This window comes from Paenibacillus sp. Z6-24 (assembly GCF_054161335.1).
In genome coordinates this window covers 1,548,154-1,575,142 of the sequence record NZ_CP096398.1, presented here as the reverse complement: position 1 = coordinate 1,575,142, position 26,989 = coordinate 1,548,154, and the positions used below count along the sequence as shown (strand labels likewise).

At 50.4% G+C, this 26,989-nt stretch carries 17 protein-coding genes; 1 reads left to right on the top strand and 16 read right to left on the bottom strand.

Going from position 1 to position 26,989, the window contains the following annotated elements; translation table 11 throughout:
• Positions 1-146: 146 nt before the first annotated feature.
• From addA to lepA, 16 genes are all read right to left on the bottom strand, one after another.
• Entirely contained in the window at positions 147-4,178 is a 4,032-nt protein-coding gene (addA, locus tag M1D61_RS06885) for a helicase-exonuclease AddAB subunit AddA (RefSeq protein ID WP_458122430.1), read from the bottom strand.
• A gap of 19 nt (positions 4,179-4,197) precedes the next feature.
• Positions 4,198-7,734, bottom strand: a complete 3,537-nt coding sequence (addB, locus tag M1D61_RS06880) for a helicase-exonuclease AddAB subunit AddB (protein WP_458121700.1) — start codon at positions 7,732-7,734, stop codon at positions 4,198-4,200.
• 336 nt (positions 7,735-8,070) lie between these two features.
• A complete protein-coding gene (locus M1D61_RS06875) occupies positions 8,071-9,441 on the bottom strand; it encodes a class I SAM-dependent rRNA methyltransferase (RefSeq protein ID WP_458121699.1) in 1,371 nt (456 codons plus the stop codon).
• Positions 9,442-9,615: 174 nt separating this feature from the next.
• Positions 9,616-10,962 carry a tRNA (N(6)-L-threonylcarbamoyladenosine(37)-C(2))-methylthiotransferase MtaB gene (mtaB, locus tag M1D61_RS06870; protein WP_458121698.1) on the bottom strand — a complete coding sequence of 449 codons (1,347 nt, stop codon included), beginning with the start codon at positions 10,960-10,962 and terminating at the stop codon, positions 9,616-9,618.
• 3 nt (positions 10,963-10,965) lie between these two features.
• On the bottom strand, positions 10,966-11,742 hold the full coding sequence (locus tag M1D61_RS06865; RefSeq protein ID WP_458121697.1) for a 16S rRNA (uracil(1498)-N(3))-methyltransferase: 777 nt from the start codon (positions 11,740-11,742) through the stop codon (positions 10,966-10,968).
• Between the two features lie 533 nt (positions 11,743-12,275).
• Positions 12,276-13,805 (bottom strand): alkyl hydroperoxide reductase subunit F, encoded by a 1,530-nt coding sequence (ahpF, locus tag M1D61_RS06860; RefSeq protein ID WP_458121696.1) that lies wholly within the window; start codon positions 13,803-13,805, stop codon positions 12,276-12,278.
• 39 nt (positions 13,806-13,844) lie between these two features.
• Positions 13,845-14,408, bottom strand: coding sequence for an alkyl hydroperoxide reductase subunit C (gene ahpC, locus M1D61_RS06855; RefSeq protein WP_458121695.1), 564 nt, complete (start codon positions 14,406-14,408; stop codon positions 13,845-13,847).
• 401 nt (positions 14,409-14,809) lie between these two features.
• Positions 14,810-15,493 (bottom strand): site-2 protease family protein, encoded by a 684-nt coding sequence (locus tag M1D61_RS06850; protein WP_458121694.1) that lies wholly within the window; start codon positions 15,491-15,493, stop codon positions 14,810-14,812.
• 3 nt (positions 15,494-15,496) lie between these two features.
• Positions 15,497-16,474, bottom strand: coding sequence for a 50S ribosomal protein L11 methyltransferase (gene prmA, locus M1D61_RS06845; RefSeq protein ID WP_458121693.1), 978 nt, complete (start codon positions 16,472-16,474; stop codon positions 15,497-15,499).
• Between the two features lie 270 nt (positions 16,475-16,744).
• Positions 16,745-17,866, bottom strand: a complete 1,122-nt coding sequence (dnaJ, locus tag M1D61_RS06840) for a molecular chaperone DnaJ (RefSeq protein ID WP_458121692.1) — start codon at positions 17,864-17,866, stop codon at positions 16,745-16,747.
• A 353-nt stretch (positions 17,867-18,219) separates the two neighbouring features.
• Positions 18,220-20,046, bottom strand: coding sequence for a molecular chaperone DnaK (gene dnaK / locus M1D61_RS06835; protein WP_458121691.1), 1,827 nt, complete (start codon positions 20,044-20,046; stop codon positions 18,220-18,222).
• A gap of 79 nt (positions 20,047-20,125) precedes the next feature.
• Entirely contained in the window at positions 20,126-20,728 is a 603-nt protein-coding gene (gene grpE, locus M1D61_RS06830) for a nucleotide exchange factor GrpE (RefSeq protein ID WP_458121690.1), read from the bottom strand.
• Between the two features lie 98 nt (positions 20,729-20,826).
• A complete protein-coding gene (hrcA, locus tag M1D61_RS06825) occupies positions 20,827-21,858 on the bottom strand; it encodes a heat-inducible transcriptional repressor HrcA (protein WP_458121689.1) in 1,032 nt (343 codons plus the stop codon).
• Positions 21,859-22,179: 321 nt separating this feature from the next.
• The gene (locus M1D61_RS06820; protein ID WP_458121688.1) at positions 22,180-22,650 is read right to left on the bottom strand and encodes an N-acetyltransferase; all 471 of its coding nucleotides are present in this window, start codon (positions 22,648-22,650) and stop codon (positions 22,180-22,182) included.
• Between the two features lie 562 nt (positions 22,651-23,212).
• Positions 23,213-24,400 (bottom strand): radical SAM family heme chaperone HemW, encoded by a 1,188-nt coding sequence (gene hemW, locus M1D61_RS06815; protein ID WP_458121687.1) that lies wholly within the window; start codon positions 24,398-24,400, stop codon positions 23,213-23,215.
• 175 nt (positions 24,401-24,575) lie between these two features.
• On the bottom strand, positions 24,576-26,390 hold the full coding sequence (gene lepA / locus M1D61_RS06810) for a translation elongation factor 4 (protein WP_458121686.1): 1,815 nt from the start codon (positions 26,388-26,390) through the stop codon (positions 24,576-24,578).
• 259 nt (positions 26,391-26,649) lie between these two features.
• Here lepA and rpsT point away from each other — a divergent pair, with 259 nt between their 5' ends.
• Entirely contained in the window at positions 26,650-26,922 is a 273-nt protein-coding gene (gene rpsT, locus M1D61_RS06805; RefSeq protein ID WP_458121685.1) for a 30S ribosomal protein S20, read from the top strand.
• Positions 26,923-26,989 lie beyond the last annotated feature (67 nt).

Here is a 26,989-nt window from a genome sequence, read left to right as displayed (position 1 = left end):
TTAGCCTTCGTTTTGCACTCTTTATTTTTTATTCTTTGTTCTTTTTTTATTTGCTGGTTGTTCCTATTGTAACAGGATGCAAAAGGATGACTGGTCTAACTACGGATGCAAGGATCAATTGTACCTGACCTTGCTGCCATCTCCCCTTAGAGCTTAACAGCCCGTGCACCATCGAAAAAGTACAGCCACAGCTCATCCACCTGCCAGCCCAGCGATTCACGAACCGCCTGGGCATATAATTCCAGCTGCAGGCGATAACGCTGCTCCAGCGCTTCCAGACCGCCTTGATGGGCTGCGATTCGATCTGTTTTGTAATCGATCAGAATGGTTCGTTCGCCTTCGCGGAACAGACAATCGACAATTCCCTGCGCCAGCATAATATCGCCCTGTTCATTGACAGGAATGCCATAGCTAAACGGCATCTCGCGTCTGACCCATTGAGATGCTGTCAGGCGCTGTCCCAGATCGCTGGAGAAAAAGGCGGTAATATCCCTGGTCTTCACTGCATTTGCCTCCGGCTGGGTGAGAATCTGCAGCTGAACCAATTCCTCCCTGACACGGTCTACGAGCGAATCATCTACCGCACCTGTGTTAAGCGGAATTCGCTGCATCAGCGTATGGTAGGCTGTTCCCCGCTCGGCTCCGCTCAAGCCGCGCTTCTCCATAAATTTGGGACGCTGCAGTTTGAGTGTACCGTCGGTATACAGACTGGACGCCGGGCTGTAAGCCATCGTACCGGCTTCCGTGTCGCTGTCTGCTGTAGAATCCGGCTGTGGTGAAGATGGAGCGGTATCTGCAGCCAATGGTGCAGATGCACTGCGGCTGGCAAACGAGCCAAGCAGCGGCTGCAGGTTCCAGATTCCTTCCCATACATCCGTATCAGGCACGTCATCGTTAGCTAGCTGCCTTTTCAGCTCACTGACTGTTGTCTTGGCCGGGGTATGCACCGCATCTTCATACGGATACTCCCAGGAAAGACGATCGTAAACGAGGCGCTGCCAGTCCGCTGTATCTGTATCTGTATCTGTATCTGTATCTGTATCTGTATCTGTATCTGTATCTGTATCTGTATCTGTATCTGTATCTGTATCTGTATCCAAATGGTCGCGGATTTCCGCTGCTGTGACTGCACGTTTTTCCATCAATGCATGCCATTTGGGATCATGCTCACGCGGGCCGGCATAGCTCAGTTCGCCATTTTCTTCTGCTATCCGCAGTTCATGACTGTCGATGATGCGAATCTTCCAGTCGGATGGATCGGCAGCCAGACAGTCCGAATAAGGTCCCGCTGCTGCTTCATTGCGTTCGCGGAACACGGATGCCGCACGGTGACGCATCATCGCAGGTCCAAGCCAATCGAGATAACTGCGGCCGCGGGCCAGTATATAATCCGGCAGCTCCAGCTGTTCCGAATTCTGAACCTGACTCCAGGCCGAGATTTTCTTGTCCAGTCCACGCACCGTTCCGATCATAATCAGCTTGTCTCTTGGACGTGTAAGTGCAACGTACAAGACGCGCATCTCCTCAGCGAGCAGTTCTGTCAGTGCCTTCCGGCGGATCGCCAGATTGGGCAGCATCGGATAGCTCACCCGTGTGTCTTCATCGACAAATTTGGGACCAAAACCAAGTTCCTTGTGCATCAGGAACGAGCCATTCAGATCCTGCATGTTAAACATTTTGGACATCCCCGCCAGGAATACGACCGGGAATTCCAGTCCTTTACTCTTATGAATCGTCATGACGCGAACCGCATTCTCCTGATTGCCAGATACAGCGGCACCGAGATCACCGCCATTATCCTTGAGCCGGCGAATAAAGCGCAGGAAGCGGAACAAGCCGCGGGATGAGGTGGAACGCTCGAACTGGCGTGCACGATCGTACAGGATGCGCAGATTGTTCTGACGCTGGATACCACCCGGCAATCCGCCCAGCCAATCCACATAACCGGTCTCCCGATAAATCCGCCAGATCAGATCGCCCAGCTCATCTTCTCTCGCCTGGGCACGCCACTTGGCCAGCTGCTCCATAAAACGGCGCAGCTTGCTGTTCCAACCGGCAGGATGCTCTTCCATCTGTTCGGATGCCAGCAGCATCGCTTCATAATAGGAAACATCCTTGCCAAACAGCCGGATTGCTGCCAGTTCATTCTCGTTGAGTCCAACAATCGGTGAACGCAGTACCGAGGCGAGCGGAATATCCTGCTGCGGGTTGTCGATAATTTCCAGCAGCGACAGCATAATGTCCACTTCCACCGCTTCGAAATATCCCTGCTCCAGATCACTGTAAGCCGGAATGCCCAGCAGCTGCAGTTCCTCTACCATCATCGGCGCCCATACGGATACGGAGCGCAGCAAAATAACCATATCCCGGTATTCCGCCGGACGCAGTCCATCCATACTTTTATCATAAATCAACAGCGGACGACCGTCAGGTGCTACCATCTCACGGATGCGTGCAGCGATCGCCTGTGCTTCCAGACGGGCCGCTTCCAACTCCGCCTCATCCGCAGCGGAACCGGCAGGCAGCTCTGCTGTCTCTTCGCTGTCTGCCGCTCGTTCGCTGCCCGCACGGTCAATCAGCCAGAACTCCGGTGCGTAGGCATTTTGTTCACCAGGAGGATACTGGGCACCGGCTACAAGCTCGGCACGTTCATCATAACGGATCTCGCCGACCTTCTCATTCATCACCTGACGGAAAATCATATTCACGGCATCCACGACCTGTTGACGGCTGCGGAAGTTGCGTGACAGATCGATTCGACGGCCTTCTCCCTGCCAGTCTTCGCTGTAGGTATGATACTTTTCCAGGAACAATCCCGGTTCTGCCAGACGGAAACGGTAAATGCTCTGCTTTACATCTCCTACCATAAACCGGTTGCCCTGTTCGGGCCGGGAAATGAGCCGGATCAGCTGCTCCTGCACCGAGTTGGTATCCTGGTATTCATCCAGCATGACTTCATCAAATCGCTCCTGGTACTCCAGCGCAGCGGAAGAAGGCAGCACATGATCAGGCTCAGATGCCGGATCGCGTAGAATCTGCAGGGCATAATGCTCCAGATCGGAAAAGTCTACCCAGCCCCGGCGCTGCTTCTCCTGCTGGTATTTGTTACTGAAACGAATAACCAGCTCGGCCAGCTCCATCATGAGCGGAGCCGCTTCACGCAGTTCCTGGGCAAATTCATCCGGTGTACGACCGAAAAACGAAGATTTTAGATCAGCCAGCGTTTTCTTGGCATTCTCCCGCAGCTGCTTGACGGTATCCTGCAGATTCGGATCAATGCCCTCTTTGCGTACCGCTTTGAGCTTGCCGAATCCGGCATTCTGGAAAGTCATATATAGCGCTGTCCAGGGCTGCTCTTGCAGCGCATCCTGCAGCTGACGGATCACTTCCATATCTTCATTCAGACTGTCTGCATAGGCAGCCGGTCCACCCGGCAGCCGAGCCGTATCTATTCCCTGCAGCAGCAGTGCTTCGATCCCTTCCAGCGATACTTCAATATCCTGCATAATGTAGCTCACCCATGGCGTATTCTGCAGGGCTGCTCCATCAGCGGCCTGGAAATGGGCAGCCGTTTGCCGGAGCCAGTGTTCCGGCCACGGATGACTGCGGGCAAAATGATACAGCCGCTCTACGAGCACAATCGCCGCATCATCACTGCGTTCTCCGCCGAACCAGTTCATCAATCGGTGAAACTGCTTAGAATCGCGCTCTTCTTCCTCGCCATATTTCTCCTCAAACAATTCTTCCAGCAGCTCCTGACGCAGCAGGCCGCTTTCATTTTCACTGGCAATACGAAAACCCGGGTCCAGCGGAATGAGTGAATAATAACGACGAATCACTTCCAGGCAAAAGGAATGCAAAGTCGTAATCGAAGCCTGGCCGAGCAGAGCCAGCTGACGGCGCAATCGTTCATCATCCGGACGCTGCAGCACTTCCTTGTCCAGCGCCGCCCGAATACGCTGACGCATCTCGGTTGCTGCTGCCTTGGTAAAAGTCGCTACCAGCATCCGGTCCACATCCAGCGGATGATTCGTATCTGTCACCTGTCGAATAATTCGCTCTACCAGAACAGCCGTCTTGCCAGAACCAGCTGCAGCAGCAACAAGCATATTGCCGCCACGCAGAGAGATGGCCTTCCACTGGTCATCGGTCCATGTGCTGTCTGCCGGTCTTGGCATTTCGGGATAATCGGTTGGGTTAACGGTCAATGGAATCTTCTCCTTTCTGCGTGTTCTGCTGATTCTGCAGCAGCTCCCACGTTTCATTTTTGTTCGGTTTCTTCAATATGTTATAGGCATTGCCTTTGACGGACTCATCAAACTGGCAGACCGACTTGTAGGCACAGAAGGTGCAGGCTTTTTCCTGCTCCATCCGGTACGGGGTAATATCGGTCTGTCCATCCGTAATACCTGTGCCGATATCGCGCGCGGTCTGTCTGACATTGCGCAGCAGTTCATCCCATTGTCCGGGCGATGCTACCGCCGAGCTGCTGTAGAATCCGCCATCGGTCTTCACGGCTACCGGTAAAATGGTCGAATACCCTTTGTCCAGTTCCATATCCATCCGACCAATCACATCACGGTCGGCGAGCAGCAGACCTTTCATTTTGAATTTCTTGAGCAATTCCTGCTGGGACTGCTGCAGGGTCAGCCGGTTGCCGGATTGCAGCATTGGATTATGCACATGGAAATACAGTGCGCCTGCAGGCGAAGCTGGCTGTCCCAGCATCTCTTCCGCATGGGTCAGCAGCACATCCAGATAGGTAAGCATCTGCAGTGCCAGTCCATAATAGACTTCATGCAGCTTTAGATCGGTCTGGCTGGACTTGTAGTCGATAATACGCACGAGCAGTCCATTGTCGCTCTCGGCGATATCCACCCGGTCGATTTTGCCTACGATCTCCATCGTACAGCCGTTATCCAGCGTGAAGCGCAGCGGCGGCCAGTCGCCATTGGGACCAAATACCAACTCCAGATACCATGGTTCAAAGTCTCCGCGGCGAGACTGCTCTCCAATAATGACGGAAGCCCGGCTGACGACTTCACGCAGCTTGCGCGTAATATAGCCGTACCGTTTGGAGCTGAACAGAATCTCTCCCTGCAGCCTTGGCACATGCTTGTCCACTGCCGCCTCGGCAGCCTGAATACATTCTTCGGGACTGAGATCGCCCCATTTGCGCCCCTGATTTTTCAAGTCTCTCGCCAGGTCGGTCAGTGAAGCATAAAACAGCTTGCTGATATCCGGTGCTTTGAGCCGGTATTCCTGACGTTCCCGCAGCTTGAGACCGCGGGCCGCAAAGTGGGCAAACGGACAGGAGACGAACTGCTCCATGCCCGAGACACTTGTCCGCAGTACACTGCCATACAGATGACGGCTTGTATCCTCTGCCAGCTGCCGTCCACTATTTTCATAAAACAGCGAATCCAGCAGCATATGCAGCTGGGGCTGCCATTTCTCCTGCGTCGCATACCAGTTATAGGCATGCCACCAAGATGGCTGAATCGCGCTGCCTCTGCTCCAGTCCCGCAGCTGTCCGATCAGCACCGGCAACGTGGTCGCCGGACGACTAATACGGGCACTGTCCTGCTCTGCCGATGATGCAGCCGGGCTGTTATTCTGATGCTGCAGGAAAGGAAACAGACTGCGTACCTGGGTGATCACTTCCGAAGGCAGTAGTCCTTTGCCTTCATGATCGGTCTGGGAATAGCTGATCCACAGCTTGTCGCTTGCCATGGTCAGCGTATTGTATATCAGAAAACGCTCATCCAGCTGACGGCGCGTAATGCCCGGTGCCAGCGCCAGTCCGTCTTCCGACATACTGGTGCGTTCCATTTCATTGAGAATACCATCATCCATAAATACGGATGGCACGATCCCGTCATTTACTCCGAGCACAAACGCATACCGGATATCCATCGGGCGGGTCCGATCCATGGAACCGATCAGCACCTGATCCATCGCTGGCGGAATAATACCAAGCCGTAGACCGGCCAGTCCCGTCTCCAGCAGACCGGCAAAAGTAACCAGTTCCAGCTCGCCTTCTCCCATAATATCCACCATCTGCTCCAGCAGATCCATAATACTGCCATAGATCTGTACATGCTCACGTGCACGCAGCGGATCGCCTGCCAGGGCTGCACTGCCGCTCATCTGCTCCAGCTGTCCGGCAATATTGCAGTCTTCGATCAGCTGGTACAGAGCGATGCACATCTCGGTCGCATGACGAGCCTTTTTGATTTTCTTTTCAAAAACGATTAATGGGCCGGTCACCAGGTCTCGCGCCTGTTCGATACGCTGTGCAGCTGCACGTTGGCTCTCACTGCGCTCTTCTTCATTATCCATATGAATACCGGGAATATTCCGCCATGGACGTCCATCGGTCCAGCGAGAGCCGTGAATGCCTGTCGCCAGCACCGCATTCTCCAGCCGGTCGAGGTCTTCCATACTGACACGTCCGTCATCGGGAACGAGCATCCCCGTCTTGATACAGCGAAATACATCTTCGTAGCGCCAGTGATACATGACGATATCAAGCGCAGAACGCAGAAACTCGGCCAGCGGATGATGCAGAATGCCGCGTCGTTTATCCATAAAATAAGGAATGCCATAATCCTGCAGCAGCGGCTCAATCATATGTTCGTAATCATCCAGCGTACGTACGAACAGCGCCATATCCCGCCATCGCGCACCTTTATCCCGGGAGATCCGCACCATCTCACGCAGGGCAGCTTCCACTTCGGAGCGTCGATCGGGCGCACTATAAATAGTAATATCATGCTCCTGAGCGTCTTCCTGATCAGTGGATGGCGCACGCCATACTTTGCGGTGGCGATAGCCGTATTCCAGATGCGCCAGCTGCGGACTGTGCTGGAAACGAACCGGTACGCTATCCAAAGAAGCCGACAGGTTCTCGATAGTCGGCATGGTCCCTCCATCGATCGCAGCAGCCAGCTGGGACAGCTTGCGGTATGTCAGCGCCGTCGGATGGAACAGCTCCATCTCCTGCGGCGGCTCCTCCTCATAAGGACGATCCAGGGTAAGCGTAATCGTGACCGATACAGCTTTGTCCAGCAGCGCGGCGATAACCGCATACTCCTGCGGACTGAAGCTGTGAAATCCATCGATCCATACTTCCACTCCATTTAGCGACTCCGACTGCGGGATCGCGGCTGCGAGATCATTCAGCGTATCATCCCGATCCACATACAGACCGGCCAATCCCTGTTCATATTCCTGATAGATGCGCTGCAGATCATGCAGCTTATCGCTCAGCAGCGGCGAACGCCGTGTCCCCTGCTGCTGTACATAACGGGCCAGCTCCTCCGCAGACAGAGCATGATGCTTGAACTCCGTATATAATTCACTTAATTTGCCGATAAAACCGAACTGATCACTGGATGCACCGAATAACCGCAGTTCCGGCTGATGGGCATGAATCAGCTTATACAACAGCATTTTCTTGCCTTCATCGCCGATTGGCGTACGGGCCGATCCGCCGGTTTCCCGCAGAATCCAATCGGCAAAATGACGGAACCCGTACGTATGCGCCCGTACATTACCGCGAAGCTCGGGCGTGCGAATCAGTGCATACTGCGCCTGAAAGGAAGCCTGTTCAGGCACAAGCAGCAAAATGGGCGGACCATCCGGCTGCTGCCCAATCCGATCGATAATCCGTTGAATGACTGTTGTCGTCTTACCGCTGCCCGAACGGCCCAGCATAAACTTGAGTGGCATACCATCACCTTCATTCCTGCAAAATAAAATCTATATTTACAATCAAGCTGTTATAGAAACGAGACATGTAAAGATCACAAGCAAGGACCACAAATAAACATCCCAAGCATCATATCCATAAAATACAATATCAAAAAAGGAACACATGTTCTTATCAGTATCCTATTAAGAGTAATACAATTCGGCTCATAATTCAATCCTGTTCGCCCTTGATCCGGCAAACATATGTAAATCCCCTCTGCCTGAAATACATTATATTGTATATCCGGAAAGAGGGGGTTATGGGATAGGGTCAACAATCGGCTTGGAGACTGTTGATCGTTATCTAATTATAGTTTAAAAGTTTTTGCTGCGTACTTCAAAGATCGCAAATTTCAGGTAATGTCCTTCATTTACACCCAGAATCTGCGGGTGATCCTTGCCGGCTGCACGCCATTCGACCAGACGCAGCACTTTGCCGGCATCTTTGGCTGCATCCTGGATCGTCTCCAGGAATAGATCGGGACGCATATGATAGGAACAGCTCGCCGTAACCAGATAGCCGCCTTCATTGACCAGCTTCATACCGTGCAGATTGATATCCTTGTAACCGCGGATTGCACCAGGTACAGCACTCTTGGTTTTGGCAAAAGCAGGCGGATCGAGGATGACCACATCCCAGCTGCGTCCGCCGCCAGCTGTCATCGGCTTGGATGTATCCTGTCCTGCATCGGCAGCAGCACGCTGATTGCGCTCTTCCAGCCCTTTGGCATTGCTGCGCAAATAATCAAAGGCATCATCCACGACAAATTCCACCCGGTCTTCGAATCCGTTCAGACGCACATTCTCGCGGGCGCTCTCAATCGCATGAGCGGATATGTCCAGGCAGGTCACTTTTTTGGCTCCGTATTTGCATGCATTGAGTGTAAAGCTGCCGGTATGGGAGAAGCACTCCAACACGGTTGCGCCATCCCAGTACGGGAAGTCGACGACTTTGCCTTTGCGATTCACCGGTACCGTCACCTGCTGTCCATCCTGCTCCATCTCTGTCAGCTGAATACCGCTTCGTTCACCCCAGCCAAGCATCAGCGGTGCAATCGAAGCACGATTCTCGCGCTGGTCGAAGAAGTAGCCGGTTTTCTGACCTTCCTCAATATCAACCTTGATCAGCAGTCCGTTCTCCGATACGGTTACGTGACGCGGGCACTCTCCATACATTACGCCTTTGACTTCTTCCAGACCTTCCAGCTTGCGTACGGATACGTCGCTACGTTCGTAGATGCCGGCAGGCTGAACAACCTGTACCAGCGCATCAATGATCTGCTGACGGCGGCGGTCCATTCCCAGTGTCAGCAGCTGTACGACCAGAATATCTCCAAACCGGTCCACGATCAGACCCGGCAGGAAATCAGCCTCTCCATAAACGAGACGATAAGCATTCCCCCCACTCAGAAAACGTGTCCGGTGCTTGAGACACCATTCAAACCGCTCTGCGAAAAAGGCGGTATCCAGATCTTCCAGCGGCTGATGGGATACTACACGTACCGTGATACGAGACGCGGGGTTGTAATAACCGGAAGCGAGGAATTTGCGCTGATGGTTCAGAATGCTGACGATCTGACCGGGTTCCGGCTGACCTTCCACCTCGGCGATTTCACCTTCAAATACCCATGGATGTCCCTGTTCGAGTCTTTTCTTACGCTTTTGATGCAAAATGATGCTTGCCAATAGTGGTCACTCCCTCATAAAGTCCGTACAGCCCGCCAACTTACATTTTGGCTGCCGGTTGTGTGTATGCGCACAGATTCATGCTTGATCAAAACAAAGGATTTCACCTTAACCGAACGGTAAAGTGAAATCCTTTCGTCGTATCCTGTCTGTTATAAAACGATATAAAAGCTCTTACTGGGCCAGCGGAGTTGGAGTCTGCTCCAATACACGAACCAGTTGACCTTTGCTTGTATTGACGCCGGGTTCGGTAAGCTTGACGCGGCACAGCTTGCCGACCATATCTTCGGATCCTTCAAAAGCAATCTGCAGATAGTTATCGCTGTATCCCGCGATCATACCTTCACCGTATAATCCTTTGTCGTTATTTTCCGGAATCACATCAAGTACATGACCGACAAACTTCTCCGCATAGGACAGCTGCATCTGCTCGGACAGATCGATCAGCTGATGTACACGGGCATTTTTCACTTCTTCATCCACCTGGTCTTCCATGCGTGCAGCCGGTGTACCGGTACGCTTGGAATAGGGGAAGACGTGCATCTCGGAGAAGCCGATCGACTTCATCATCTCGTATCCATTGCGGAACATTTCTTCCGTCTCGCCCGGGAAGCCTACGATGACGTCTGTCGTAATCGCTACATCCGGCATGGACTGGCGAATACGGCGGATTTTCTCCGCATATTCAGCTACGGTATATTTGCGGCGCATCCGTTTCAGAACGTTATCATCGCCGGCCTGCAGCGGAATATGGAAGTGACGGCACATTTTCGAAGAGCGGTTCAGTACATCCAGCACCTTTTCATCAATCTGACTCGCTTCGATAGAGCTGATACGGATACGTTCCAGCCCTTCGACCCGGTCCAGATCCCATAGCAGATCCGCCAGATCATAATCTTCCAGGTCATCCCCGTAGCCGCCCGTATGAATACCGGTCAGTACGATTTCCTTGTAGCCTGCTGCCACCAGCTGATGCGCCTGGGCAATTACACTGCTGGCTGCACGGCTGCGGGACAGTCCGCGAGACCATGGAATAATGCAGAAGGTGCAGAAGTTATTGCAGCCTTCCTGGATTTTGAGAAATGCGCGGGTATGATTGGCAAAATCCGGCACATCCAGCTCTTCAAACTCGCGTGTCTTCATAATATTGCGTACAGCGTTAATCGGCTGACGCTCGCTCTGCAAGGTGCGAATATGATCCATCAGCTTGTCGCGATCCTGCGTACCGACGACCAGATCGACGCCTTCGATATCCAGAATCTCGGCCGGGGACGTCTGTGCATAGCAGCCGGTTACCGCGATGACCGCATCCGGGTTACGGCGTACGGCACGACGGATAATCTGACGGCTTTTTTTATCGCCGGTATTGGTTACGGTACAGGTATTAATCACATATACATCCGCAGTCTGTTCTTCAAAATCGACCTGGTCATAGCCTTCATTTTTGAACAGCTGCCACATGGCTTCGGTATCATAAAAGTTGACTTTACAGCCCAACGTGTAAAACGCTACAGATGGCATAAGTTAAATTCCTCCCATTTCTCCGGTTTCATACATAATGCAGGCCAGCGCCGTCATGGCAGCCGTCTCCGTGCGGAGAATCCGTCTGCCCAGACCTGTAGGTACAGCCCCCTGCTGCTCGGCTGCTTCCACTTCCTGCTCGGCAAATCCGCCTTCCGGTCCGACAACAATCAGTACCCGTGCAGGTGTGTCCATATCCTGTCTCTGCTGCAGATTGGCAGCAAAAGGCTGAACCACATCGCGCAGCTGGCTGCCATTTTCCTTTTCATAACAAAAACAGATTAAATCATACTGCCCAAATGTGGCAAGCAGCTGCTTCCAGCTGAGCGGCTGACCGATCTGGGGAACACGGCTGCGGTGACTCTGCTCGGCCGCTTCCTTGGCAATCTTGCTCCAGCGTTGAATGCGCTTCTCTTCCTTACGTGAATCATACTGTACCACCGTACGCTCGGACAGAAACGGAACAAATGCTGCCGCTCCCAGCTCCGTGCATTTCTGGATCACGGTCTCCATCTTATCACCCTTCGGAAGGCTCTGGGCAATCGTAACCTGCACCCCCGCCTCGGACAGCTGCTCCAGCCGCTCGACGATACGCGCAATGACAATGCCGTCGTCCATACTGCTAATCTCGGCCAGCACATCCAGCTGGCTGCCGTCACAGGCGATCAGCTTGTCGCCTTCCTGCGAACGCATCACTCTTATAATATGCCGTGCATCCTCACCAGTGATCGTAACTTCCTGCTCACTGAACTGATTGGCCGGTACAAAATATCGCTGCATCACTCATCCACTTTCTGTATGGCATTTTCGTACTGGGATTGAATCCTGACATTCTCTCGCATGGGTCGGTATGCGGCGTGGATCAATAATCTGCTTATGTAGCCTGCCGCCTGACTCCGGTATCTGTCATTGCAGCACATGGGGAGCACCGGGTGACATTCAAATAGCCCGGTTTGTAAAGACAAGCCGGACTTCCAAAGGCCCTGCAGCTCCATATCGGAGTGAAATACCTGAATCCCTATCATACAACTTTTGAACAGGTAGGGCTAGGGTTTCACTTCAAATTGTACATCGGAATTCTTAGTAAATGCTACTGCATGCTCGGAGTACGGTTATGTATTCTGATGCATTTCCTGCTGATTCCCCCCAACAAAAAACTCCCGCTTCTGCGCCGGATGATCCGGTTGCAGGAGCGGGAATTTTATTGGGTTTGCATGTAATGAATCACAATACCGGATATACCAAGCGCGTGATCCGACTGCCTATCGTAACAGCGGGTTGGCTGCCGGAGTCATTATGCTTGTGGTATCCGATCAGTTGCGGATCATGTAATCGAATGCGCCCAGTGCTGCAGTAGCGCCGGAACCCATCGAGATAATGATCTGCTTGTAAGCACTGTCTGTGCAGTCGCCAGCAGCGAATACGCCAGGCAGGCTGGTTGCACCGTGTTTGTCCACAACGATTTCACCCATGCGGGTCAGCTCGAGTGTATCTTTCAGCCAGTCGGTGTTAGGCACCAGACCGATCTGAACGAATACGCCCTGCAGCTTCACATGCTGCTCTTCCATCGTGTCGCGATCGATATAGGTAATACCGTTGACTGTATCGTCGCCTATAATTTCCTTGGTTTGCGCGTTTTTGATTACCGTTACGTTTGGCAGGCTGTACAGACGCTCCTGCAGGACGGAATCGGCTTTCAATTCCGAGGCAAATTCAAGAACAGTGACGTGCTTCACGATACCGGCCAGGTCGATCGCTGCTTCGATACCGGAGTTGCCGCCGCCGATTACTGCAACGTGTTTGCCTTCGAATAGAGGGCCGTCACAGTGCGGGCAGTAGGCTACGCCTTTATTTTTGAATTCTTCTTCACCCGGTACGCCGATATTGCGCCAGCGTGCACCGGTGGAGAGAATAACGGTTTTACTTTTCAGTACTGCACCGTTTTCCAGTTCCACTTCAACCATGTCTTTTTTCTCAAGACGCTTCGCACGCAGGGATGGCATAATATCCACGCCGTATTCCTTTACGTGTTCTTCCAAGCTGGCTGCAAGCTTTGGACCTTCGGTGTATTTCACACTGATAAAGTTCTCGATACCGACCGTATCCATTACCTGACCGCCAAAGCGCTCGGCTACCAGACCGGTACGAATACCTTTGCGGGCTGCATAGATCGCTGCACTGGAGCCGGAAGGACCGCCGCCGATTACCAGCACATCATAAGGTGCTTTCTCCGACAGTTCATCCGCATCCGGGCCTGCGCCCAGTTTAGACAGGATATCCTGCAGGGACATGCGTCCGCTGCCGAATGGCTCGCCGTTCAGGAATACCGTAGGCACTGCCATAATGTTTTTGCTGTCCACTTCATGTTTGAATGCGCCGCCTTCGATCATCGTATGCTTGATGTTCGGGTTCAGTACACTCAGAATATTCAGCGCCTGTACCACATCCGGACAGTTGTGGCAGGTCAGGCTGACATAGGATTCAAATGTATATGGACCTTTAACTGCTTTCGCCTGAGCGATCAGACTGTCATCCACCTTGGGTGCACGGCCGCTTACCTGAAGCAGTGCCATGACCAGCGAGGTAAACTCGTGTCCAAGCGGAACACCGGCAAATATAACGCCGGTGTCTTCGCCTACACGGTTTACACTGAAGCTTGGTGTACGTTCCAGTACCGCTGTTTCCACTTTGATGCGCGGAGAAATGGCAGCCAGTTCGTCAAGGAGTGCCAGCGTTTCCTGGGATGTTTTATCATCGCCAGCGCTGACTTTCAGCACGATGTCGCTCTCCAGCATCTGGAGATATTGCGACAGTTGGACCTTCATTTCTGCATCTAATACCATTTGCTCATGCTCCTTACTGTTAAACGTTTCAGTTTAAACTTAGATTTTACCAACCAGATCCAGGCTTGGTTTCAGGGTTTCAGCGCCCTCTTTCCATTTTGCAGGGCAAACTTCACCCGGGTTGTTGCGAACGTATTGAGCTGCTTTGATTTTGTCTACCAGCGTGCTTGCATCACGGCCGATACCGTCAGCATTGATTTCAACCGTTTGAACAACGCCTTCCGGATCGATGATGAATGTACCGCGTTGTGCCAGGCCTTCTTCTTCGTCCAGAACGTCGAAGATACGGGAAATGCGTTGGGAAGGGTCACCGATCATGATGTACTCGATTTTGCCGATTACATCGGAGTGATCGTGCCATGCTTTATGTGTGAAATGAGTATCTGTGGATACGGAGTATACTTCCACACCCAGATTTTTCAGTGTAGCGTATTGATCCTGCAGGTCACCCAGTTCAGTTGGGCATACGAAAGTGAAGTCAGCCGGATAGAAGCAGACAATGCTCCATTTACCCTGGAAGTTTTGTTCGGATACATCGATGAACTCACCATTGTGGAAAGCCTTTGCGTTGAAAGCATCTACTTTTTTACCGATAAGAGACATAATAAAATTCCTCCTGATTCCAATATTTTTTGGTTATCCTAAAATGTAATTAGAATAAGTATAATCTGAGAATCATTATCATACTATACACAGGGTGATGTCAAGCGATGTACGGGACTTCACTTAATCTTCATTTTGGAAAGGAATTTTCTTCCTTTTTATAGGCGATTATCAATTATTTTGCCCTTTTGAAGAAGTCAAATCACCTTGTGAAAGTTCAATAATTGTTCATATTTATCCTTTTTGATTGCAAAGCATTTTCATGCTCCACCATGTTAATACCCATTATGTCGACTCCTGATCTTCATGAATTTCATGAGTATGTAAAAAGCCGCTGATCGGAATAAGCTCCGGTCAGCGGCTTTGGGTCTATTATCAAGATTGTTTGGTTATTCGATTGCTCAGCCGCCGAATATGACATTGCCGAGTGTGTAAAAGCTGCTGCCCAGCGCATTGGCGAGCTGGTACAGCGGCAGGATAGTCACCTGGCGCAGCGGCTGGATAAATACGAGCAGCAGGAACAGCAGCATGGCCCATTGTTCCACACGCTGCAGACGTGCGCTGATGCGCGGAGGCAGCCAGTCGGACAGAATCCGGTAGCCATCCAGCGGCGGCAGCGGAATCAGATTGAAGATGAACAGGAAGCAGTTCATCAGAATCATATTTTCCACAAACGTATAAATCGCGATATCAATCCGGTTGTTGGCAAACGAGCCGATCAGACCGAAATAGTTGAGTGCATAATAGATAATGGCGGTGAACAGGGCCACGAGCAGGTTGCTGACCGGTCCTGCCGCCGATACCATAATTCCCATCAGCCGAGGGCGACTGAAGTTCTCGCGGTTAACAGGCACCGGACGCGCCCAGCCAAAGCCGGCGATCAGCAGCAGGATCATCCCGAGCAGATCAATATGAGCAGCCGGGTTAAGCGTCACCCGCCCGAGCAGCCGGGCCGTAGGATCGCCCAGCTTGCTCGCTACATACGCATGTGAAAATTCATGTACGGTAAATCCGATGACGAGCGCCAGTACGTAAAATGGCAGCACATCCAGCGGAACAAATAAAATACGATCCAGAAAATCCATTCCTTACCTCTTTCTCGCTACAAAGGCGATCCAGTCTTCATCGCGATGTGCACCTTCCACTACAAAACCGGCAGCTTCCAGTCCCTGACGCACATCGTCTTCTTTGTTTTTATAAATACCGGAAGCGATATACACACCGCCCGGCTTGAGCGCTTCATATACATCATCGATAAACAGCAGAATGATTTCGGCCAGAATATTGGCTACAACTACCTGTACCGGCAGCGTAACATTCAGCTTTACATCCAGGCTATCGGGGTCAGCCTTGAGTACGGACAACAGATCACTCTCATATACTGTAATATCCTGTTCCAGTCCGTTCAGGCGTGTATTCTCTCCTGCACTTGAGACTGCGACAGGATCAAGATCCAGTGCCAGTACACTCTTCGCACCAAGCTTCATGGCACCGATGGCCAGAATACCCGAGCCTGTACCGACATCGATCACTTCTTCACCACCGTGGATTACGGTCTCCAGGGTACGCAGACAGAGCGATGTGGTCGGATGTGTCCCTGTTCCAAAAGCCATACCCGGGTCCAATTCAATAATCTGCTCCTGCGAACTCTCCGGTGTATACTCTTCCCAGGTCGGCTTGATCGTCAGACGCTCCGATACACGGATCGGCTTGAAATACTGCTTCCAGGCGTTCGCCCAGTCATCCTCATCCACTGTTTTTACAGAGATGGTTGCAGCACCCGCATCAATACCAAACTCTTTGAGCTGGCTCGTACGCGTGCCAATCTCGGCTGCGATCGCATCCATATCGGTCGCTTCGGCAAAGTAACCCTGAACAACTGCCAATCCTTCCGGAATATCGTTCAGCGGCATTTCATACCATTGTCCATAAGAGGTATCACGCGGCTTGTTCAGCGTACCTGATTCCTCGATTGTTACACCGCCTGCGCCTGCTTCATGCAGAAAGTTGGAGATCATCTCCACCGCTTCTTCGGTTGTATGTATAGTCAATTCATGCCATAACATGGTTTAAGTTCCTCCTGTTTTCGAGCGTGCATTACGCTTCATTGTACTACAGATTAACAGTATAATTCAAAATGGCCTGCTTTTACAGGGCATCATCGATGAATACACTTGGTTTACGGCTTGGAGCAGACTATGTACTCCATGACTGTATGGGAACACAGCTGGCCATCCCTAAGATGCTTCAGCTTTTTTGGGGCCAATTATGTAAAATAAAGCCCGGTTCTTGGCAGAACCGGGTCACTTTATCCTGTTTAGTTCACATGCCGATGCTTAGTCGCCGCGGAATGCTCTTTTCACACGATCAAAAAAAGACTGCTCATTCTCGTGTGTGTTCTCCCCGCTCAATGAGCCGAACTGACGCAGCAGTTCTTTCTGGTCGTCGGTCAGATTGCTTGGTGTCACCACGACAACCTTGATATGCTGATCACCCTGTCCGGTACCGCGCAGACGAGGTACGCCTTTGCCTTTGAGACGGAAATAGGTGCCGGTCTGGGTACCTGCAGGTATTTTAATTTTGACTTTCTCAGTCAGTGTCGGCACTTCAATCTCGTCGCCAAGCGCAGCCTGGGTAAAGGTAAGCGGAATCTCACAGTAGATATCATCGTCTTCACGCTCGAAAAAATCATGGGATTTCACGCGGAATACGATATACAGGTCACCCGGAGGGCCCCCGCGTACACCGCCTTCCCCTTCACCATTAACTCTCATCTGTGAACCATCATCCACCCCTGCAGGGATACGGATATGAATTTTACGCTGCTTTCTTACACGGCCGCTGCCGCTGCAGTTGTTACATTTCTCTTCGATAATGGTACCTGTACCTCCGCAATTGGAACAGCTGCGGCGGTTTACCATACGACCGAATGGTGTATTCTGTACCACTTCTTCCTGACCAGAGCCATGACATACCGAACAGGTCTTCGGCTGGGTGCCCGGCTTGGCACCGGAACCATCACATACATCACAATTCTCGGTACGGTTGATCGTAATATCGGTTTCCTTGCCAAATACCGCTTCCTTGAATTCCAGGTTCATCGTGTACTGCAGATCGTTACCACGCTGAGGTGCATTCGGGTTACGCTGTCTGCCGCCCTGACCGCCAAAGAACATATCGAAAATATCACCGAAGCCGCCGGAAGAGAATCCTCCTCCGCCAAAGCCGCCCTGATTCGGATCGATGTGTCCATATTGATCATACTGGGCACGTTTGGATGAATCACTCAGTACGTCGTAGGCTTCCTTGACTTCCTTGAACTTGGTTTCCGCGTCCGGCTCTTTGTTAACGTCCGGGTGGTACTGGCGTGCCAGCTTCCGGTAGGACTTTTTAATCTCGTCATCGGAAGCATCCTTGCCAACGCCCAGTACCTCATAATAATCGCGCTTATCCGCCATCGGTCCACCTCCACTCCTTTATCTGAATGCTATGAATTACCGGATAACGAATCCGGGTGTATTGATGTCTGAAAGACTTCCTCTGTCCGAAATTCTGCATGATATGCGATCGATACACGCACCTCGCTGCAGACTTTGTTCATACCGGCGAGTTCTCCCGTTATATAGCACTCTGTGTGTTATACCATGTTCCCATAAAAAATGAAAGTCAAAGCACGGGATGCCCCGGCTTTGACCTTCCCATTTCAAGCACTAGCTGATTGCGCCGAGATTAACCGGCGCTTTGTATACGATATTTTGCGAGGCAAAAATCGTTTGGATAGACAGACACATGTTGGTGATTCAAACAGTGCTTAGTCTTTTTTGTCTTCGTCAACTACTTCGTACTCTGCATCCACGACATTGTCGTTTTTCGGAGCAGCGCCTTCTACACCCTGCTGCTCTTGTGCAGCCTGCTCGTACAGTTTGACTGCCAGAGCCTGTGCCACAGTGCTCAGCTCTTCTGTAGCCGCTTTGATCGCTTCTACATCGTCGCCTTCCAATGCGGATTTCAGCTTGTCTTTGGCAGCATTAGCTTTTTCAACTTCGCCTGCATCCGCTTTTTCACCAAGGTCTTTGATTGTTTTTTCTACCTGGTAGATCAGCTGGTCGCCGCTGTTTTTGACTTCAACGAGCTCTTTACGTTTACGGTCTTCTTCAGCATGCAGTTCAGCGTCTTTCATCATTTTCTCGACTTCTTCATCGCTCAGACCGCTGGAAGAAGTGATGGTGATTTTCTGGCTCTTGCCTGTACCTTTGTCTGTTGCCGATACGTTAACGATACCGTTGGCATCGATGTCGAAAGTAACTTCGATTTGCGGTACGCCGCGTGGTGCAGCAGGGATATCGCCCAGCATGAAGCGTCCCAGTGTTTTGTTGCCGGCTGCCATTTCACGCTCACCTTGCAGCACGTGAATTTCAACGCTCGGCTGGTTATCCGCATAAGTGGAGAACACCTGGGATTTGCTTGTTGGGATTGTAGTATTGCGCTCGATCATTTTGGTGAATACGCCACCTGCTGTCTCGATACCGAGGGACAGTGGAGTTACGTCCAGCAGGACAACGTCTTTTACGTCGCCAGTCAGAACGCCCGCTTGAACCGCTGCACCCAGTGCAACGACTTCATCCGGGTTAACGCCTTTGTGAGGCTCTTTACCGGTCAGTTTTTTGATTGCTTCCTGTACGGCAGGAATACGAGTGGAACCACCCACCAGTACAATTTTGTCGATTTCGTTAGCGCTCAGACCGGAGTCTTTGATCGCTTGACGAGTCGGGCCGAGTGTACGCTCTACGAGAGAAGCGGACAGTTCTTCGAATTTCGCGCGAGTCAGGTTTACTTCCAAGTGCTGAGGCACGCCGTCTGCAACCGTGATAAATGGCAGCGAGATCGTAGTAGTCAGTACGCCGGACAGTTCTTTTTTCGCTTTTTCAGCTGCGTCTTTAAGACGTTGTACAGCTGCTTTATCTTTGCTCAGGTCGATGCCCTGATCTTTTTTGAATTCACTTACCAGATAGTCGATGATCACTTGGTCAAAGTCATCACCACCGAGGTGGTTGTCACCGCTGGTTGCTTTAACTTCGAAGAAGCCATCGCCCAGTTCAAGAATAGAAACGTCGAATGTACCGCCGCCCAGGTCATAAACGAGAATTGTTTGGTCTTCGGATTTTTCCAGACCGTATGCCAGTGCTGCTGCTGTCGGCTCGTTGACAATACGCAGAACTTCCAGACCGGCAATTTTACCTGCATCTTTGGTTGCTTGACGCTGACTGTCGTTAAAGTAAGCCGGAACCGTGATAACCGCTTGAGTTACCGGTTGGCCCAGGTAAGCTTCTGCATCGGATTTCAGTTTTTGCAGGATCATCGCGGAGATTTCCTGGGAGCTGTATGTTTTGTCATCGATTGTTTCTTTGTGGTCTGTACCCATGTGACGCTTGATGGAGCTGATCGTGCGGTCAGGGTTAGTGATGGATTGACGCTTCGCTGTCTCACCAACGATACGCTCGCCGTCTTTTTTGAAGCCGACTACGGAAGGGGTCGTACGTGCGCCTTCCGGGTTAGGAATAACGACTGCTTCGCCGCCTTCCATTACTGCCACACATGAATTTGTTGTACCCAGGTCGATACCAATTACTCTGCTCATGCTTAATTTCCTCCTTGTAACGTCTATGTGATTGGATTGTATTTTTATTGGACTTGGTCGCGTTTATACTGCCAAACGCTTAGCCGCTTACTTTGACCATTGCTGGGCGGATGACTTTATCCTTCAGCATATAGCCTTTTTGCAGTTCTTCCACCACGATGCCTTCTTCGTGTTCGTCGGACTCTACCTGCATAACAGCTTGATGGAATTCCGGGTTGAATGGTTGTCCAACGGCTTCCATTGGGGTCAGGCCTGTGTTTTTGAGTACGTCGGACAGCTGGCGGAAGATCATGTCTACGCCTTTGGAGAAGGATTCCAGTTCCGGGTTCTCCGGACGGGTAGCCATCGCGCGTTCAAAGTTATCAATAATCGGGATCAGTTCAGTAATGAGCTGGGCAGAAGCGTACTTCGCCAGTTCTTCCTTTTCCTTTTGTGTACGGCGGCGGAAGTTATCAAAATCAGCCTGTGCACGCAGGAGACGCTGTGTCTGATCATCTGCGTGTGCCTGCACACGTTCCAGTTCAGCACGGGATACCACTTCCTCGGCTGCGGACTCCGTGTTGGCAGAATCGGTAGTGTCTACGGACTCTGCGGCTACATTGTTGTCTTCAGCCTGGATATCGTTCATCATTTCCTGATCTTCCGGATTGTTGTTTTCTTGAAAGGATTGCTCTTTATTCAAGATTGTTCACCTCCTTGTAATAGCTCGTCATTCATAATAGTTCATACTGCAGCTCCTGATACATTCAAGCAATATATGTTAGTCATCAGAGAGAACAATTAACGATACCATTGTTTGAGTATCCGGGTCATATCGTGTGACAGCATATTCAGCATGCCCATCACTCTCGCATATTCCATGCGTGTAGGTCCCAGTATACCAATAGTACCCAATGATTCGCCATCCAGCTCATAGGTGGCTGTAATCAGACTGCAATTTTCAAAAGCCTGATGCGCATTCTCCGCACCAATACGTACCTGGATGCCGTGGGGTGCAGAAGCTTCCGCCATCAGACGGGTAAGCGTCGGTGTCTCTTCCAGCAGATCCAGAATACTTTTGACTTTGTCCATATCCCTGAATTCCGGTTGAATCAGCATATTCGTCGCTCCGCTCAGGAAAATCTTCTGTTCCTGTTCGTGACCGAAAGCAGAATTCAGCGTGGCCATCATTTCTTCATAATGCTCCAGATGGCGCTGCATCTCTTCGCTGATCTCTGAGAAAATACGGGTTTTTAATTTATATAAAGGCACACCGGTCAGTCTGCTGTTGAGCAGGTTGACCATTTGCTCCAATTCGGATGCAGACACATTGTCCGGAATTCGGATTTTGCGGTTCTCCACCTGTCCTGTGCTGGTAACCATGATGGCAATTGCCGTCTCGTCATCCAGCGACAATAGTTGAAAATGGCGCAAAGAGGTATGGAATACCTCGGGGCCCAATAAAATGGAAGTATAGTTGGTCACATTGGACAGCACCATCGCAGCATGCTGCATGAGCTGTTCGGCCGCTGACAGCTTTTCCGCGAAGAACTGCTTCAGCTCCTTGATCTCGGCGGTGTTGACCGCTTCAACCGGTGTCAGATGATCCACATAATAACGATATCCCTTTTGAGAAGGAATACGCCCGGCTGAGGTGTGCGGCTGTTCCAGGAATCCCAGTTCTTCCAGATCGGCCATTTCATTGCGAATGGTCGCCGGACTGTAATTCACATCGCCTCGTTTGGATATACTACGGGACCCGACAGGTTCCGCCGAACGAATGTAATCATCCACAATTGCATTCAGAATCATTTTTTGACGCTCGGTTAACATGAGGCTCCCTCCTTTTGGTAAGATATCCGTTCTGTGAGGATCAGGATCATATATGCCAGCACTGTTCTTTTGTCCAGGATCAATTCAATCTTCAAAATCTGGTTCCCTGAAAAGAAACAGCCAAGAGATATGCCGGTTCCTTGTAGAGAAAGATATCCACTTCGTTAGCACTCAACATTAGCGAGTGCTAACGACTAATACAAAAATACCAAACTGCCTCATTTATTGTCAAGTCAGTTTGGCTATTTTACTGCAGTTGTTTTGTAAAAATCGAACACCCGCCGCAGTCCTGCTGGCGACGGGTGAAATTTTTTAACAAAATCAGAGACTCAAAACTTTGAGAACAGCGATCTCATCACAGCGATCCTGCTTGGGACAATGTCTGCAATCCGCCCATACCTTTTCCGGGAAAATGCTGGTGTCCACTACTTCAAAACCGTTCTTTTTAAAAAAGGAAACTTCATACGTTAGCGCCATCACTTTGCGCAGTTTACGGGCTGCTGCATGCTCGATCAGCTTGTTCAGCAGATGGGAACCAATCCCCTGTCCCTTGTGACCGTCGGAGATTCCAAGCGAACGAATCTCCACCAGTTCCGGACCGAGTTGACAAAGAGAGCCGCAGCCGACCAGCTCATTATCAATCTCTGCAACGACAAAATGCCGAAGCTGACGTTGCAGTGCTTCAGGCGAGCGAGGAAGCATAATGCCCCGTTCGGCATAACCGGCAATTAATTGATACAGTGGTTCTACATCTTCGGGTACGGCAGCTCTGCAAGTGACTACAGCGGGCATTCTTGTTTCCTCCTCGGGACGGTGATGCGGATCAGTTGCATAATGCGACGACACAGGTCCGTATACCTTTGGTTTGAATTGTACCTAATGGTTTGTTTGGCAATTTCAATTGTATATGCAGACAGCATAGACATATAGCACTTGGTTTCATACGTACACCGATTGAATTAATACGTATAAATATACAATATTACGAATTTATTTTCAAGTTCTATTTTCATAAAAAGGGGCAGCGGCACTATTATTTTTGTTTGGCATTTAAACCTTACCCAGCTATATAAATAAGGACATTTTTGCAGTTTTTAATTATTTTCCCCCTTAAACATACACTGGATTATCGCGTTTATTCTTCCTTGATTTCTTCCATCCAAACATTCACTGTTTATTCAATGGCTATGTATATTTAAACCAATCGATCCGTATGTATTCACAAAAAAAGCAATCAGTTCCAAAAATGGGACTGATTGCTTAAATGAGTCATATCATGTCTATTTATGCGGAGCGGCTAACAACGATCATACATCCTGTGTAAGATGTATCGTTCCGAGAAGAATCCCTGCGATTAGACGGTCTCCGTCTGTTGAACCAGACTGCCGACAAATTCACCAAATACATCGTTGCCAAACAGAAGTCCTTTTTCACTTAATCGATATCCTTCGGCAGTAACTTCCAGCAGTTCTTTTTGCATCAGCTTCTGAATCGGTCCACGGAAAATATCATCCAGCTCTGCACCGTTAAATTGGCGGGTAAAACGCTCCTTGGATACACCTTCCAGCATCCGCAGTCCGACCATCATAAAGTCTTCCATCGCTTCTTCGCGATCGATCTCCGCGTGATCCAGGCGAGGCAGCCCCTGCTGGGCGGCTTCATTATACGGGTTAACCCCTTTAATATTCATATGGCGCTCGCCAGCCACATATCCATGCGCTCCTGCACCAAGACCGTAATAATCCTCATTGCGCCAGTATGTCATATTATGACGACTTCCATATCCCGGCTTGGCGAAGTTGCTGATCTCATACTGCTCATATCCAGCCTGCTTCATCTTCTCCATCAGCAGCAGATACATTTTCAGTTCCACTTCCTCATCAGGCAATGGCAGCTGGTTTTTCTGGAACATGGTATGGAACAGAGTGTTCTCTTCCACTTTGAGACTGTAAATGGAGTAGTGCGGCAGATCCAGCTCCAGTGCACGATCCACGCTGTAGGACAGCATATCCAGCGTCTGGTTCGGCAATCCGAACATCAGGTCAATGGACAGATTGTCCAGTCCCACTTTGCGGGCATTCTCCAGACTCCGGTACACGTCATCTGTATTATGAATACGCCCGATACCGGTCAGCAGATCATTTTGAAATGCCTGAACGCCAAAGCTGACACGGTTAACACCGCCTGCCTTCATAATCGCCAGCTTGTCCGCATCCGTCGTTCCGGGATTGGCTTCCATCGTAAACTCGATATTATCCGACCAATCCGGAAAATACGTACGGATCGACTTGAGGAAATATTCCATCTCATCGTTCTTGAGCACAGTAGGTGTGCCGCCTCCGACAAAAATTGTATCAATGATGCCCGGCGGATGCTGCTGTACCGTATATTCCATCTCCTGTTCCAGCGCCCGCAGGTAATCCATTACCGGCTGGTCTTTGAGAACATAAGAGTTAAAGTCGCAGTAAAAGCACTTGTTCGTGCAGAACGGAATGTGCATGTATATCGCACGGGGCGCGTCGTTGTTCAGTTGTTTATTCATGACTCTTTTCCTCCCCGTCATTCTATTTTGAACCTGGCTGTATACCAGGGTACGGTCATTGTGAAAATGGTTAAATTGGCATCTGAATGGTAATCATCTCAGCAATGGACAAAAGGGAAAGCCCGTTTCCAGGCCTTCCCCTCGTCTTACCGGTAAAGCTTGCTTATAGGACAGACTAGTCGTCGATCCGCAGAACTGCCATAAAGGCTTCCTGCGGTACTTCTACGTTACCGACCTGCTTCATACGTTTTTTACCTTCTTTTTGCTTCTCCAGCAGCTTACGCTTACGGGAGATGTCACCGCCGTAACACTTGGCGAGTACGTTTTTACGCATCGCTTTGACAGTCTCACGGGCAACGACTTTGGTACCGACAGAAGCCTGGATCGGAATTTCAAACATCTGGCGCGGAATAAGCTCGCGCAGCTTCTCACAGATAATCCGTCCGCGATGATACGCACGGTCACGGTGAACGATAAAGGACAATGCATCGACCTGTTCGCCGTTCAGCAGAATATCCATTTTCACCAGATTGGACTTGCGGTAACCGGAAATCTCGTAATCAAAGGATGCATATCCTTTGGTACTGGATTTGAGCTGGTCAAAGAAATCATATACGATCTCGGACAATGGTACCTGGTACGTAATCGTAACACGGGTCGTATCCAGATATTCCATATTGACGAACTCGCCGCGTTTGGTCTGGCAGAGTTCCATAACGGTGCCGACAAAATCATTCGGTACAATAATGGAGGCTTTGACAAACGGTTCTTCTACATACTCAATCCGGCCAAGCTCCGGATAGTTGGACGGGTTATCAATTGTAATCACATCACCATTTGTCAGGGTAACATGATAGATAACGCTCGGTGCCGTCGTGATCAGCGGAATATTGAATTCGCGCTCGATCCGTTCCTGAATAACATCCATATGCAGCAGTCCGAGGAATCCACAGCGGAAACCAAAGCCCAGTGCACTGGAAGATTCCGGCTCAAAACTCAGGGAAGCATCATTCAACTGCAGCTTCTCGAGTGCTTCACGCAGATCAATATAATCGGAAGATTCGATTGGATACAGACCGCAGTAGACCATTGGATTGATTTTACGGTAACCCGGCAGCGCTTCAGCTGTCGGATTCTTCGCATCGGTAATCGTATCCCCGACACGCGTATCTCCAACCGTCTTGATCCCCGCTACGATAAATCCAACATCGCCGACGTTCAGTTCGTCCACGATTGTCATGCGCGGCATGAATGCGCCGACTTCAATAACTTCAAATTCCTTGCCGGTAGCCATCATTTTGATTTTGGAACCAGCTTTGATTTTTCCATCCACGATCCGGGAGTAGATAATAACCCCTTTGTACGGATCATAATGCGAGTCAAAGATCAGCGCTTTCAAAGGATTGGATGGATCACCCGTTGGCGCGGGAACCTTTTCCACGACCTGTTCGAGGATTTCCTTGATACCAATGCCCGCTTTGGCCGAAGCCAGTACCGCTTCACTTGCATCCAGACCGATAACATCTTCGACTTCCTGCTTAACTCGCTCCGGATCAGCGCTTGGCAGGTCGATCTTGTTAATAACCGGCAGAATCTCCAGGTTATTATCCAGTGCCAGATACACATTGGCCAGTGTCTGCGCTTCGATCCCCTGTGCAGCATCCACAACCAGCAGAGCGCCTTCACAGGCTGCCAGACTGCGGGAGACTTCGTACGTAAAGTCGACGTGTCCCGGTGTATCGATCAGATTGAGCAAATACTCTTCGCCATCATCGGCTTTGTACGTCAGTCGTACAGCCTGAAGCTTGATCGTGATTCCGCGTTCGCGTTCCAGGTCCATCTGATCCAGTACCTGTTCCTGCATTTCACGTGAAGTCAGTGCGCCAGTGTACTCCAGAATACGGTCAGCCAGTGTTGATTTACCGTGGTCTATATGCGCAATAATTGAGAAATTACGAATTTTTTTCTGTCTTGCTGCAATATCAGTCATTCCTTACCCCCAACATAAGCCTGAAATATAATGCTGATGGTCCGGTCCTACTTGAAAGGTCAACCATTCCATTAATCAATTTATTATAGCAGTTGCTTGATTCCCCAGCAATCCCACAACGCTAAGTAAAATGGAAGGATCATCGGGAATAATTTTCTTGAAGCAAGATAGTATTGCAATTGACTATAGTCCATGCTAAAATATTTAGAGTTGTGAGTCTTAACGATGATCCGTATATGCTTTACAGGAGGTGAATGTAATGCCTAACATTAAATCCGCAGTAAAACGTGTAAAAACTAACGAAAAGCGCCGTGCTCTGAATGCTGCACAAAAGTCCGCTCTGCGTACTAGCGTGAAAGCTGCAGATACTGCACTTGTGAATACTGATGTTGAAGTTGCAAAAACTGCTGTTGCTGCTGCTTCCAAAAGCCTTGATAAAGCTGTAACTAAAGGCCATATCCACAAAAACGCGGCTGCTCGTAAAAAATCCCGTTTGGCTAAGAAATTGAACGCAATTTCGAGCCAAGCCTAAGCTTGATTAATATAAACCCCTGATCGGTTCGCCGGTCAGGGGTTTATTGTTATGTGCGGATATTCGT